This window comes from Allobosea sp. OAE752 (assembly GCF_050433265.1).
Lineage (GTDB): Bacteria > Pseudomonadota > Alphaproteobacteria > Rhizobiales > Beijerinckiaceae > Allobosea > Allobosea spartocytisi.
This window is the reverse complement of sequence record NZ_JBNPXO010000014.1, coordinates 83,726-96,715: the sequence shown is the minus strand read 5'-3', so window position 1 is coordinate 96,715 and position 12,990 is coordinate 83,726. Positions and strand designations below refer to the sequence as shown.

The following is a 12,990-nucleotide window of genomic DNA, read 5'->3' as shown; positions in this document are numbered from 1 at the left end:
CCCCAGCGTCCTTAGGAAGCGCAGAAGAGGCGCCGCTCAGCGGCGGCGCCGTCTCGATGGGCGGTTTATAGGCGGGACCCCCGAGACATGTCAACACGCTCGATGAACTTTTTTTGACGGACCTGTTCGATTTCCTGGGAACGCCCCCTCCCAGCCCTGCGCATCTTTTAATTTGGTACGCGCGCGTGGTGCGTGAGCGCGATGCGCGCGCGTAGACCTCTGGTTTCGCAAAACAGCCGCATTCCGCCGGCACAGGGGCGGACGGCACGGCGGATTGATTCCGGCTGCCGACACGGGCATGTTCTCGGGACACCTTCGTTCAGAGCGCGCTCAAGACCGCCTCGCTCCGGCGGGGTTCGCGATCAAGGTCAAGACAGCACACGATGAACGCCCATCCCGAGTTCGCCCAACCGGTCGAGCCGCTTGCCCCCGAGGCAGCGGCTTTGCTGGTCGATCTCGGGATCGAGCCGCCCATTCTCCCGGTCGATTCGCGCCAGCAGCCGCTCGACCGGCGTGGCGTCTCGCTGCGCTGGCTTTTCGCCTGCGCGCTCGTCGGCTCCTGCGGCGCGGCGCTACTCGGCGCGGCGATCCTGGTCGCGATGCGCGGCGACACCAGCTATCCCGAGCAGCCCGAGATGGTCGCGGTCCGTGCCTCCTCGGCGGCGGGGGATGGCGGCGGCGCCCGCAAGGCCGACAAGCTCGTCGCCGACCAGCCGGTTCTCGCGGCGCGCCACACGATGCGCGCGCCGATGTCGCAACGTGTCGGAGACCGCGAGGTCATCCGCGTCAGGCCCTTCGTGCGGCTCGCCACCAACCTGTCGCTGACCACCGGCGTCTATGCCACCAACATCCCGCCCTTCAACCCGTTGCGGCTCTTCGCCGAGGGCGGCCAGCCGGACGAGCGCTATGCCGAGCCGGCCCAGGACACCGCCGACGCCGACGTCACCATCGTCAAGCGTGACCTCGCCGACATCGTCATTCCGCCGGGCAAGCCGCAGCTCGGCGACAGCGAGGTCGTGTCGCAGATCGAGGAGGAGCGCGCCAACGTCGCCTCCGGCCGCCAGCGCGCCCTGCCGATCCCGCCGCAGCTCATGCTGAGCCGCACCTTGACCGGGGCGGCCCCCGTCAATGGCGACATCCTCGGCTATGCGCCCGCGACCGATACGCGCTTTTCGGGCATCGAGGTCCGCGTCGTTCCCGAGAACGTCACCAATGCGCCCAAGACCCCGATCCCGGCCTCGCGCGAGCCGGAGGTCGAGGACAAGCTGGTGATGGCCAAGCGCGGCGAGAATTTCGAGCAGGTGATGCGCGGCGTCGGCGCCCAGCCGGAGCAGATCCGGACCATGATCACCGCCTTCGGCGGCAAGGTGAAGACCGCGCCCCTGCCCGACGGGCAGGTCCTGCAGGTGCTCTATGCGCCGGGACCGGGCGCAGGCGACGCGCGCCAGATCATGCGCGTCTCGCTGCTCACCAACGGCCAGCCGGACGGCATCATCGCGATGAACGACAAGGGCGCCTTCGTTGCCGTCAACATCCCGGAGGCGGCCACGCCCCAGCGCGGCGAGCGGCGCAATGTCGAGAGCGAGGAGGAAGACGAGGATTCCGGCGGCGCCCGGCTCTATGAGAGCCTCTACGAGACGGCGGCCCGCCACGACCTGCCCCGGCCGCTCGTCGACGATCTCGTGCGCATCTTCTCCTATGATCTCGATTTCCAGCAGCGCATCCATGGCGGCGACAATCTGGAGGTGATCTACACCGAGGAAGAGGAAGGCGAGCGGTCCGAGATCCTCTCCGCCAGCCTCACCGTCAACGGCGAGACCCGCCGCGTCTATCGCTACCAGTCGCCGGAAGACGGGCTGATCGATTATTTCGACGATGACGGCAAATCGCTGAAGAAGTTCCTGCTGCGCAAGCCGGTCGCGGAAGGCGAGCTGCGCTCCGGCTTCGGCATGCGCTACCACCCGATCATGCGCTATTCGAAGATGCATACCGGCATCGACTGGGCCAACCGCATCGGCACGCCGATCCTCGCCGCCGGCAACGGCACGGTGCTCAAGGCCGGCTGGTCCTCGGGCTATGGCAAGCACACCGAGATCCAGCACGCCAACGGCTATGTCACGACCTATTCGCACCAGTCGAACTTCGCCCCCGGCATCGTGCCGGGGGCCAAGGTCCGCCAGGGCCAGGTCATCGGCTACATCGGCACCACCGGCCTCTCCACCGGCCCGCATCTGCATTACGAGGTGCTGGTCAACGGCAATTTCGTGAACCCGCTCAAGATCCGCGTGCCGCGCGGGCGCGAGCTGCAGGGCCCGACGCTGGCCGAGTTCAAGCGCCAGCGCGACGAGGTCCGCGGATTGATCGAGAAGGCGGGGGGCACCGTCGCACAGTTGCGCTGAACGCATGGCGCGCCGGCAAAACGCGGCGCGCTCTGCTTTCGCCAGTTGACATGAGCCGATAAAGGCGACACCGCGAAACGGCTTCCTGTCCTCGCGGCGTGACCCTGACCCATGCTCGCTTCCCTGCTTGTCGTCCTGCCCGTCTTCGGGCTGATCGGACTGGGCTATTTCGCCCGGTGGACGAAGCTCCTGCGCGAGACGACCGGCGAGGGCCTCTCCGACTTCGTCTTCGTCCTCGCCGTGCCCTGCCTGCTCTTCCGCACCTTGGCCAAGGCGGATATCCCGGCGACCCAGCCCTGGGGCTACTGGATCGCCTATTTCGCCGGGCTCGCCGTGGTCTGGGCGCTGGCGATGCTGATCGCCAGCCGCTTCTTCGCCCGGAAAGGGCCTGAGCTGGTCGTGTCCGGCTTCGCCGCCGCGCAGTCGAACACGGTCTTCGTCGGCGTCCCGATGATCCTGAAGGCCTATGGCGATGCCGGCGCCGTGCCGCTCGGCCTGCTTCTGGCCGTCCATCTGCCGGTGACGATGACGGTCGCGACCCTGCTGGCCGAAGGACGCACGGCCTCGATTCCGCTCCTGATCAAGCGCCTCTTCACCCATCCGATCATCATCGGCATCATCCTCGGCTCGATCGTGCGGCCCTTCGTGGCGCAGATACCGGAGCCCTTCTGGACGCTGGTCGATCTGCTGGCCGGTGCGGCCGTGCCCTGCGCGCTGATCAGCCTCGGCATCGCCATGCGCCGCTATGGGCTGGAATCGGGCCTCGCTTTGCCGACCGTGCTCAGCGGCCTCAAGCTCGGCCTCCACCCGCTGCTGGTCTACTGGCTCGCGACCCGGATCTTCGAGATGCCGGCGCACTGGTCCGGCGTCGCCGTGCTCTTTGCCGCCTGCCCCTGCGGGATCAACGCCTATCTCTTCGCCGAGCGCTATCGGCAGGGCGTGGCCGACGCCTCGAGCGCGATCACCCTGTCCACCTTGCTGTCGCTCTTCAGCACGGCCGCCTGGCTGACGTTTCTCGGCGTCGGGTAGCCCCACGCGGCGAGCCCGCCCGCATTCCGACCTTCAGGCAAAACCCAGCCGCTGCCTGATCGCGGCGGCGGTGACGCCTTGCGCCCGCAACTCCGCCAGGCTTTCGGAGGCGCGACTCTTGGCGAGCTTGCGGCCGTCCGCGTCGATCAGCAATGCGTGGAAATGATAGAGCGGCGTCGGCAGGCCGAGCAGGCGCTGCAGCACGACATGAACGTCTGTCGCAGCCTCGAGATCCCGGCCGCGCACGACATGGCTGACGCCCTGCAAGGCGTCATCGGTGACGACCGCGAGATGATAGCTCGTCGGCACGTCCTTGCGCGCGAGCACGACATCGCCCCAGCGAGCGGGCTGCGCCGGCACGAAGCAGCGGCGGCCTGCCTCATCGAACAGCTCGTAGCCCAGGCCATCCCCGGCTTGTGACAAGGCTCGCGCCATGTCGAGGCGTAGCACATGCGGCTCGCCGGCAGCGATCCGATGCTCCGCTTCCGCCTTGTCGAGCCCCTTGCAAAAACCGGGATAGAGCGGCGCGCCGTCCGGATCGACCGGCCAGGATTTCCCGTTTTCGGCCTCGCACGCAGCGACCGCCGCCTTGATCTCCTGCCGCGAGCAGAAACAGGGGTAGACCAGTCCACGTGCCTGCAACGACGCGAGCGCCCGTCCGTAATCGCCGAAATGCTCCGATTGTCGGCGGACCGATGGCTCGAAGCGGATGCCGAGCCAATCGAGATCCTCGAGGATGCCATCGACATAGTCCGGCCGGCAGCGGCCGAGATCGATATCCTCGATCCGCAGCAGGAGCCGCCCGTCGAAGCGCCGCGCCAGCGCTTCGTTGGTCAGGGCCGACAGGGCATGGCCGAGATGCAAGCGCCCGTTCGGGCTCGGCGCGAAGCGGAAGACCGGCTGGCAGGGAGGCTTGCGGCAATCGGGTGGATATGCGGCCATCGGTTCGATCTTGAGATATGTGGTTCTAGAGCATTTTCGAGCGAAGTGGACACCGGTTCGCGTGAAGAAAATGCGATAAAACAAAGAGATGGAGCATTCCCGCGATTCGGAGAAACGCGGGAATGCTCCAGAAGCGCCATCCGCCGGGGCCAAGTCGCTGCTGACGGGAAGCGTCCTGCCTGCCAGCCATCCTGACGCCCATGACCGAACGAATCACCTGCAACGCCGATCTCGAAGAAGGCATGGCCGCGCTCGCCGCGCGGCATCCGCATTGGCGCGCCATCATCGACCGCACCGGCCTGCCGCCGCTCCGGCTGCGCGAGGGCGGCCTCATTGGGCTTGCTGGCATCATCGTCTCCCAGCAATTGTCCGTGGCGAGCGCGCGGGCGGTCTGGAACCGCTTCGAGAGCGTCTTCGTGCCGCTGACGCCCGAGCGCCTGCTGGCCGCGACCGATGACGACATGCGCCTCTCGGGGCTGTCCCGGCCGAAGCAGCGCACGCTGCTGGCGCTGGCGGCGGCGCTCGCCGAAAAGCGTCTCACCTTCGAGGCGCTCGAAGGCATGAGCCCCGAGGAGGTCCATGCCGAGATGACCGCGATCTCCGGCATCGGCCCCTGGACGGCGGATGTCTATCTGCTGTTCTGCCTCGGCCATCGCGACGGCTTCGCCGCCGGCGACCTCGCGATCCAGGAGGCGGCCCGCCATGCCTTCGCCCTCACGGCCAGGCCGAAACCTGCCGAGCTCGCGGCGATGGCGGAGGCCTGGCGGCCCTGGCGCGGCGTCGCCGCGCGCCTGCTCTGGGCCTATTACGCCGTGCTGAAGCGGCGCGAAGGCATCAACGCTTAGGTATGCTGCTTTTCCACGAGAACACGGATCATCCCGGACGCAGCGAAGCGGAGATCCGGGATGACCGCGTAGTTCCAAGTCCCGAAAATCAGCCGCGGGCGATTTTCAACGCCGTCTGCGCACCGGCGCGCAGCATCCCGCTGTCGCTCATCACCGTGACCATGCGCGCGCCCATGGCGAGGCCGGCCTTGGCGCGCTCCGCGGTCCCGGCATAGAGCGCCACCGGCTTGTTCACCGCCGAGGCCCGGGCCACGACATGCTTCAGCGCCTCGTCCACCTCGCGCGCGGCCGCATCGACCTTCGCACCGCCGAACAGGGCGATCGAAAGGTCCGAGGGGCCCACGAAGAGCGCATCGATCCCCTCCAACGCCAGGATGTCGTCGACGATCGCCATCGCCTCGCGCGTCTCGATCATGGCGAAGGTCATGGAGAAGCCGTTGGCCTGCCTGAGATAGCTGTTCTGGTCGAGGCCGGAGGCGCCAAGCCCGCCATAGCTGCCCCAGCTGCGCTCGCCGAGCGGCGGATATTTGGAGTAGGCGGCGAAGCGGCGCGCATCCTCCATGGTGTTGATCATCGGCGCGATCACCCCGGAGACGCCGGAATCGAACAGCTTCGAGACGTTCTGGAACTCGCCGACCGGGATGCGGGCGATCGCCGGCTTGCCGGCCGCATTGATCAGCGGGATCGCGCGGATGACCTCGCCGAGCGTGATCGGCCCATGCTGCATGTCGAGCGTGACCGCATCGAAATCCTCCTGCGCGAGAATGGCGGAGACCGACGGGTCGGGCAGGCCGCACCAGGCCGAGACGACGGTCCCGCCTTTCGCGAAGCGATCGGCGAGGGAGGACAGGACGGTGGGCTTGGCCATGATGGGGTGATCCGCTTGGAAGCCCGCTCTCGACGAATGGCGGGCGTCTGCAAGGTGGACCGGCGGCGCCCCAAAAAGCAAACGGGCGCCCATGCGCCCGTTTCAATCTCGCCTTGCGTAAACCGGGAGGCGGCCCGGGCATCAGCCCAAAAAGCGGTTGCAAGCTTTTAAAGGGCACTAACGCCCGGCCTGAATCTCTTCCGCCGCCTGGATCAGCAGCTCGGCCATCACCCGGCGGATCTCCGTCTCCGGCACCGCGACATCGCCCAGCGTGAAATCGTTCTTCACCTTGCGCAGCACGTCCTCCTCGCCGGCCTCCTCGAAATCGGCCACGACGACCGCCTTGGCATAGGCGTCCGCCTCGGCGCCGCTCTTGCCCAGCTTCTCCGCCGCCCAGAGTCCGAGCAGCTTGTTGCGCCGTGCGGTAGCCTTGAAGCGCAGCTCCTCGTCATGGGCGAACTTGTTCTCGAAGGCGTCCTTGCGCTGGTCGAAGGTCGTCATGCGGCGTCGGGCTCCTGTGCGGGGCTTGAGATGGCGTCGTCGTCCCTCATATAGGGCGGCGCCCCGGCAAGAGCCAGTCTCGGCCGCGGGCGAGGACGCTTTTAAGGGCTTTCAGCCATCCGGCAGCGGGGCCGGAGGCGATTTGTTGCGTTTGCGGGCGAGACACTCCATATAGCAGGCGCATGGCGCCCTTCGGCGCGAAGCGAGAAACCGGCTCGACGCCGGTCCGCGATCCCCGACGGATCGCCTGGACCGGGGCGAACCGGCCGACACGATCAGGGGCCAAGATCCCGCCGCGACAGTCATCGCGTCCAGTGAAGGGCCGACCTTTGGATTTCCTCAAGCCACGGTACATCCCCATGAATCGCCGCCGTCGCATCTACGAAGGCAAGGCGAAGGTCCTCTATGAGGGGCCGGAGCCCGGTACGCTGATCCAACATTTCAAGGACGACGCCACCGCCTTCAATGCGAAGAAACACGAGGTGATCGACGGCAAGGGCGTGCTCAACAACCGCATCTCCGAGCACATCTTCTCGAACCTCAACGACATCGGCGTTCCCACGCATTTCATCCGCCGGCTGAACATGCGCGAGCAGCTCATCCGCGAGGTCGAGATCATCCCGCTCGAGATCTGCGTGCGCAATGTCGCCGCCGGCTCGCTCTCGACCCGCCTCGGCCTCGAGGAAGGCACGCAGCTCCCGCGCTCGATCATCGAGTTCTATTACAAGAACGACGCGCTGAACGATCCGATGGTCTCGGAAGAGCACATCACCGCCTTCGGCTGGGCGACGCCGCAGGAGATCGACGACATCATGGCGCTCGCCATCCGCGTCAACGACTTCCTCTCCGGCCTCTTCCTCGGCGCCGGCATCCGCCTCGTCGACTTCAAGATGGAGACGGGCCGCCTCTGGGAAGGCGAGATGATGCGCATCGTCGTCGCCGACGAGATCAGCCCCGATTCCTGCCGGCTCTGGGACATCAAGTCGAAGGACAAGATGGACAAGGATCGCTTCCGCCGCGACATGGGCGGCCTGATCGAGGCCTATTCGGAAGTCGCCCGGCGCCTCGGCATTCTCGGCGAGAACGAAAACCCCGGCCAGAGCGGCCCGCGCCTCGTGCAGTGAGCGCCGTCACCCGGCCACAATCGCAATCGAAGCGGGAGCGCATGCGCTCCCGTTTTCATGTCGCGCCCCTGTTCCTCGTGGCGAGCCTCCTGCTCGGCGGCTGCGCCGACCAGTACGGCGCCGGCATCGCCGAATTGCCGGCATCGGCCGGCTGGCACCGTCTGCCGATCGGCTCCTGGGTGCTGAATGACGGGCTCGAAGCCCGCGCGATGGTGTTCTGCCCGCGCGACGCCTGCCCCCGCCAGGGCTTTGCCGCCGTCGTTTCCTTCGAGGGCGCCGAGGCCCGCCGCATGGAGCAGGCGCTCTCGGAAAATCCGGCCGAACTCGCCCGCTCCTTCGCGCGGCTCAAGGCGGAGAAGGCGGCTGCCAAGGCAGCCGAACAGCGCAAATCCGGCAAGAAGCCTCAAAAGCCGGCACCGGAACGCAGCGTGACCGACTATGCGCGCTTCGATACCGCCGATGCCAAGGGCGTCCTCGTCACGATCCGCGCCAAGGATGTGCCCTCCCGGCAAGGCGTCACGGCAATCCTCTACGCCCGCGAGAACGACCGCCTCGTCGTCGCGCTCGCAGTCAGCGACGAGGCCGAGGCGGCCAAGCGCGAGGCGCAAGCCGCCTGGCACAGCCGCTGATTCACGTGAAACCGCCGGAAACGGCTGAGCCCTCCCCGATTCGCACAGAACCAGCAAGCTGAGCATGCCCTGATCGCAAAAGTGGTTTCCACTTTTGCGGAACATGCTCTAAGGCACCCGCAAACAGCCCGCGCTCGGAGAATGCCATGAAAGCCCGCGTCACCGTCACCCTGAAGACCGGCGTGCTCGATCCGCAGGGCAAGGCGATCGAGGGCGCGCTGAAGTCGCTCGGCATCGACGGCGTCGGTTCGGTGCGTCAGGGCAAGGTCTTCGACATCGAGCTTGCGACCGCAGACAAGGCCGCCGCCGAGGCGGCGCTGAAGGCCGCCTGCGAAAAGCTCCTCGCCAACACCGTGATCGAGAACTACCGCGTCGAGATCGGAGCCTGACCGATGAAAGCGGCCGTCATCACCTTTCCGGGCTCCAACCGTGACGGCGACGTCGCCAAGGCGCTGAAGCAGGCCGGTGCCACCGTCAGCCATGTCTGGCATGCCGATACCGAACTGCCTGGTGGGACCGATCTCGTCGTGCTGCCGGGCGGCTTCTCCTATGGCGACTATCTGCGCACCGGCGCCATCGCCGGCCGCGCCCATATCATGGACGCCACCCGCGCCCATGCTGCGCGCGGCGGCTATGTGCTGGGCATCTGCAACGGCTTCCAGATCGCCTGCGAGGCGGGGCTGCTGCCCGGCATCCTCGTGCGCAACGCCCATCTGAAATTCGTCTGCAAGCGCCAGCACCTCACGGTCGAGCGCAACGACACGCCCTATACCCGCGCCTACGCCAAGGGCCAGGCCATCGACGTCTGCATCGCCCATGGCGAGGGCAACTACATCGCCGACCCCGAGACGCTGGCCCGCCTCGAAGGCGAGGGCCTCATTGCCTTCCGCTATGCCGATGCGCAGGGCCAGGTCACGGCTGAGGCGAACCCGAACGGCTCGCTCAACAACATCGCCGGCATCTATTCGCAGGGCTTCAACGTGCTCGGCCTGATGCCGCACCCGGAAAACCTGATCGATTCGCTGGTCGGGGGCACCGACGGGCGCGGCCTGTTCGAGAGCCTCGTCGCGGCCAAGGCCGCCTGAAACCAGCGCCACAAGCCGTCATTCTCGGGCGAAGCGAAGCGCAGACCCGAGAATCTCACGACAAGAAGGCGCCGGTTGAAGAGATGCTCGGGCCAAGCCCGAGCATGACGGCTGTTCGTCAGCTTCCCTTCAGCGCGCGCTGGAGCAGCCTCGCCGCCGCCGCCTGATCCAGCGGGCCGACATGCTTGTCGAGGATGCGCCCGTCCGGGCCGATCAGGAAAGTCTCCGGCACGCCGTAGACGCCCCATTCGATCGCGGCGCGGCCGCCCTTGTCGGCGCCCACCGCCGAGAAGGGGTTGCCGAGCGCGCCAAGGAAGCGGCGGGCATTCTCGGCCTCGTCCTTGTAGTTCATCCCGACCAGCGCGACCTTGCCCTGCTTCACCGCATCCGTCTGCGACAGGCCGACGAGCACGGGATGCTCGACCTTGCAGGGCGCGCACCAGCTCGCGAAGACGTTGACCAGCGTCGCCCGGCCCTGACCCAGATCGGCATTGCCGAAAGCCGGGACCGGCTGGCCGCCCCGCGCCAGACCCTCGACCGGCGTCAGCGCGATCGCCGGCGCGGTCTTGCCGATCAGCGCCGAGGGCACGCGGCTCGCATCGCCGGAGAACAGCCCGATCCCGAAGATGATGGCGAGGCCGCCGAACAGGATCAGCGGCACCAGGAACAGGAGCGGCGAACGGCGCCGCGGCGCGGCCTCGCCTTCCATCGTCGTCTTCGCCTGCTGTTCGGTGCCCGCCGAACTCATGCCGCCTCTCCACCCTGGCGGCGGCGCCCGGCGCCGCGCTGCTCCAGCGCGGCGAGAGCCCGCTTCTGCGCACGGTGATCGCGGATGATCGAGAGCGTCAGCCCGGTGAGGACGACGGCGACCGCCGCATAGGCGGCGAGGATGAAGCCGGCATGCGGCCCGAGGCTCGTGGCCAGCGCGGTCATGCCGGCGCTCCCTGCGCCGACAGCCGGTCGAGCCGCTCGGCCTCGAGGATCGTCAGGGTGCGCACGCGCCGGCGCATGATCTCGGCGCGCATCGCCAGCATGTGCAGCGTCAGCGCGAAGAGCGTGAAACCCAAGGCCAGGATCAGCAGCGGCCAGAGCATGGAGCCATCGATGGTCGAGCCGCCCATGCGGAAGACCGAGGCCGGCTGGTGCAGCGTATTCCACCAGTCGACCGAGAACTTGATGATCGGCACGTTGACGAAGCCGATCAGCGTCAGGATCGCGACCGCCCGCCCCGCCCGCGAGGGGTCGTCGAGCACGCGCCAGAGCGCGATGATCCCGAGATAGACCAGGAACAGGATCAGGACCGAGGTCAGCCTGGCATCCCAGACCCAGTAGGTGCCCCACATCGGCTTGCCCCAGAGCGCCCCGGTGACCAGGCAGATCAGCGCGAAGCAGGCGCCGATCGGCGCCGCCGCCTTCTGCGCGACATCGGCGAGCGGGTGGCGCCAGACCAGCGTGCCCAGCGCCGAGACAGCCATCATCGCGTAGAACATCATGGCGAGCCAGGCCGCCGGCACGTGCACGAACATGATGCGGATGGTCTCGCCCTGCTGGTAATCGGGCGGCGCCACGAACCAGGCGAGATAGAAGCCGACGACCAGCAGCAGCGCCGACACGCCCGCGAGCCACGGCAGCAGCGCGGAAGACAAGCGCATGAAGCGCGTCGGGTTGGCGAGGTCGATCAGGCTGGCCATGTCATCTGCAAACGGTGCCATCGGGCACGGGCGCCGCAGCAATAGCAATCCCGGCCCCGTCACGGCAATGCGCCGCAGCCTCGCTGCGACATCACGAAGCTGCTGGCGCACGAATCAGGCAGTCCCGAGGCAAGCCCTTCGAAGGCTTGATCTTTTCCGATTTTGGCTCGAAAGGCGCCGTTGCGTCAACCGCGTGCGCCACGGTATCACATTGAATATATTACAGATTCAGAACTCTCCGCTTGCGGGGCGAGCGCTCGCATTCTACCGTCGGGAACCGATGGGGGGACCACCATGGAAATGCGTTTGTCCGACGCGGTCCAGCGCGAGGTCGAGCTTGCGATTCGCTCGAAAGCGAGCCAGTCGCTCGTCGTAGACGTCTACGCGACGGCCGAGGAAATCCAGCGCGAACACGATGTCGGCGGCATCGGCCTCGATGCCATCGCCGACACGGTCGCGCGGCTTGCGGCGCAATGCGGCTGCGCCGTGGAGCTCGACCACCACGGCCGCGGCGCCGCTCACTCCGGCTGACGCAGCGCGGCTGCCGCCGCCAGCGTCCCGACCACGATCGCCGCCAGCGACAGCGCGACCAGGATCACGAACGGCGTGCGGAACGGCACCGTTCCGCCGAGCGCCGCATTCGCGGCCGAGACCCCGAAGATCAGCACGGGAATCGTCAGCGGCGCCACCAGCACCGGCACGATCAGCCCCCCGCGCCTGAGGCTCGCCGCCAGTGCCGCGCCGGCCGCGCCGATGAAGCTGAGCGCCGGCGTGCCGACCAGCAGCGTGGCGAAGAGCGGCAGTACCGCCTCGCCCGGCAGCGCAACGAGGAGCCCGAGCAGCGGTGAGACGAGCGCCAGCGGCAGGCCCGTGGTCAGCCAATGCGCCAGCCCCTTGGCCAGAACCGCCCCTTCCAACGGCAGCGCAGAGGCCCGCATCAGCTCGAGCGAGCCGTCCTCCTCGTCGCTCTGGAACAGCCGGTCGAGCCCGATCAGCACGGAAAGCAGCGCCCCGAGCCACAGGATCGCCGGGCCGATCCGCGACAGCAGGTTGAGGTCCGGCCCGAGCGCGAAGGGAACCAGCACCACAAGCGTCAGGAAGAAGACGAGCGCGAGCTCGCCGCCGCCGCCGGCACGCGCCGCCAGCGCCAGATCGCGTTTCAGGATGGCGATGAAGGCGCGTCTCACGGCCCGATCCTGAGTTCGCGCGCCGCGTCCAGCCCGAGCGGCCCATGCGTCGCGGCGAGAATCGCGCCGCCCATCAGCAGATGCGCACGCATCAGCCCGGTGAGCATCGCCTGCGAGGCGGTATCGAGCGCCGCCATCGGCTCGTCGAGCAGCCAATAGGGGCGCCGCGACACCAGAAGCCGCGCCAGCGCCACCCGGCGCCGCTGGCCGGCGGAGAGGTAGCCGACCGGCAGCGTGGCGACATGGGCGAGCCCGACAGCCTCCAGCGCCGCCTCGGGCGACAGGGCCGGGCTGCCCAGCAGATCCTGCGCGAAGGCGAGATTCTCCCGCGCCGTCAGCGCCGTCTTCAGCCCGTCGCGGTGGCCGACGAGGTGGCTGAGCTCGGGAAGTTCCGCCTCATCCGCCCCCTCGATGCGGATGCTGCCGCCATCGGGCCGCAACCGTCCGCACAGCATGGTGATGAGGCTCGACTTGCCGGCGCCGTTGCGGCCGGTCAGCGCCAGCGCCTCGCCATTGCCGAGCGACAGGCTCACGCCATCGAAAATCAGCCTGCCGCCGCGGCGACAGGCGAGATTCTCGACGCGGAGGCGCGAATCCTGGAACGGAGTTTGCGTCAAGGCAGCAATGCCGCCGATGCATTCGACCACATTTCGTTCATGTAGCGCGCTTCTTGGAATTGCTCTATAGAAC

The 12,990-nt window shown here is 67.7% G+C and carries 16 protein-coding genes; 8 read left to right on the top strand and 8 right to left on the bottom strand.

Going from position 1 to position 12,990, the window contains the following annotated elements; genetic code table 11:
- Window positions 1-383: 383 nt before the first annotated feature.
- Entirely contained in the window at window positions 384-2,399 is a 2,016-nt protein-coding gene (locus GGC47_RS25845; RefSeq protein WP_142023435.1) for a M23 family metallopeptidase, read from the top strand.
- Window positions 2,400-2,510: 111 nt separating this feature from the next.
- The gene (locus GGC47_RS25840; RefSeq protein WP_038358097.1) at window positions 2,511-3,428 is read left to right on the top strand and encodes an AEC family transporter; all 918 of its coding nucleotides are present in this window, start codon (window positions 2,511-2,513) and stop codon (window positions 3,426-3,428) included.
- Between the two features lie 33 nt (window positions 3,429-3,461).
- Here the strand turns inward: GGC47_RS25840 and gluQRS are convergent, their stop codons facing one another.
- A complete protein-coding gene (gene gluQRS / locus GGC47_RS25835) occupies window positions 3,462-4,370 on the bottom strand; it encodes a tRNA glutamyl-Q(34) synthetase GluQRS (RefSeq protein ID WP_142023436.1) in 909 nt (302 codons plus the stop codon).
- A 200-nt stretch (window positions 4,371-4,570) separates the two neighbouring features.
- On the opposite strand from gluQRS, the gene GGC47_RS25830 reads away from it, so the two are divergent.
- Entirely contained in the window at window positions 4,571-5,215 is a 645-nt protein-coding gene (locus tag GGC47_RS25830; protein ID WP_142023438.1) for a DNA-3-methyladenine glycosylase family protein, read from the top strand.
- 88 nt (window positions 5,216-5,303) lie between these two features.
- Here the strand turns inward: GGC47_RS25830 and GGC47_RS25825 are convergent, their stop codons facing one another.
- On the bottom strand, window positions 5,304-6,083 hold the full coding sequence (locus tag GGC47_RS25825) for an HpcH/HpaI aldolase family protein (protein WP_142023439.1): 780 nt from the start codon (window positions 6,081-6,083) through the stop codon (window positions 5,304-5,306).
- A gap of 177 nt (window positions 6,084-6,260) precedes the next feature.
- Window positions 6,261-6,584, bottom strand: coding sequence for a DUF1476 domain-containing protein (locus GGC47_RS25820; protein WP_038358103.1), 324 nt, complete (start codon window positions 6,582-6,584; stop codon window positions 6,261-6,263).
- Window positions 6,585-6,913: 329 nt separating this feature from the next.
- Between GGC47_RS25820 and purC the strand changes: the two genes are divergently transcribed.
- The 4 genes from purC (at window position 6,914) to purQ (ending at window position 9,422) form a co-directional block, all read left to right on the top strand.
- Window positions 6,914-7,708 (top strand): phosphoribosylaminoimidazolesuccinocarboxamide synthase, encoded by a 795-nt coding sequence (gene purC / locus GGC47_RS25815; protein WP_038358105.1) that lies wholly within the window; start codon window positions 6,914-6,916, stop codon window positions 7,706-7,708.
- Window positions 7,709-7,749: 41 nt separating this feature from the next.
- Window positions 7,750-8,337, top strand: coding sequence for a hypothetical protein (locus GGC47_RS25810; protein ID WP_142023440.1), 588 nt, complete (start codon window positions 7,750-7,752; stop codon window positions 8,335-8,337).
- 146 nt (window positions 8,338-8,483) lie between these two features.
- On the top strand, window positions 8,484-8,726 hold the full coding sequence (purS, locus tag GGC47_RS25805; protein WP_038358108.1) for a phosphoribosylformylglycinamidine synthase subunit PurS: 243 nt from the start codon (window positions 8,484-8,486) through the stop codon (window positions 8,724-8,726).
- Window positions 8,727-8,729: 3 nt separating this feature from the next.
- Complete coding sequence (gene purQ / locus GGC47_RS25800) at window positions 8,730-9,422, top strand: phosphoribosylformylglycinamidine synthase subunit PurQ (protein WP_370955737.1); 693 nt, start codon at window positions 8,730-8,732, stop codon at window positions 9,420-9,422.
- 118 nt (window positions 9,423-9,540) lie between these two features.
- On the opposite strand, the gene GGC47_RS25795 is transcribed toward purQ, so the two are convergent.
- Genes GGC47_RS25795 through GGC47_RS25785 form a run of 3 tightly spaced genes read right to left on the bottom strand, consistent with a single transcriptional unit; the run spans window position 9,541 to window position 11,113 of the window.
- Entirely contained in the window at window positions 9,541-10,170 is a 630-nt protein-coding gene (locus GGC47_RS25795) for a DsbE family thiol:disulfide interchange protein (RefSeq protein WP_248312799.1), read from the bottom strand.
- Window positions 10,167-10,355, bottom strand: coding sequence for a heme exporter protein CcmD (ccmD, locus tag GGC47_RS25790; protein ID WP_038358112.1), 189 nt, complete (start codon window positions 10,353-10,355; stop codon window positions 10,167-10,169). Before ccmD ends, GGC47_RS25795 begins: the two co-directional genes overlap by 4 nt.
- Window positions 10,352-11,113, bottom strand: a complete 762-nt coding sequence (locus GGC47_RS25785) for a heme ABC transporter permease (protein WP_370955738.1) — start codon at window positions 11,111-11,113, stop codon at window positions 10,352-10,354. The genes ccmD and GGC47_RS25785 overlap by 4 nt, the downstream gene beginning before the upstream one ends.
- A gap of 294 nt (window positions 11,114-11,407) precedes the next feature.
- Between GGC47_RS25785 and GGC47_RS25780 the strand changes: the two genes are divergently transcribed.
- The gene (locus GGC47_RS25780; RefSeq protein WP_113254767.1) at window positions 11,408-11,644 is read left to right on the top strand and encodes a hypothetical protein; all 237 of its coding nucleotides are present in this window, start codon (window positions 11,408-11,410) and stop codon (window positions 11,642-11,644) included.
- Here GGC47_RS25780 and ccmB read toward each other — a convergent pair.
- Entirely contained in the window at window positions 11,632-12,300 is a 669-nt protein-coding gene (gene ccmB / locus GGC47_RS25775; protein ID WP_370955739.1) for a heme exporter protein CcmB, read from the bottom strand. The two genes, GGC47_RS25780 and ccmB, sit on opposite strands and share 13 nt — an antisense overlap.
- A complete protein-coding gene (gene ccmA / locus GGC47_RS25770; RefSeq protein ID WP_370955740.1) occupies window positions 12,297-12,917 on the bottom strand; it encodes a heme ABC exporter ATP-binding protein CcmA in 621 nt (206 codons plus the stop codon). The genes ccmB and ccmA overlap by 4 nt, the downstream gene beginning before the upstream one ends.
- Window positions 12,918-12,990 lie beyond the last annotated feature (73 nt).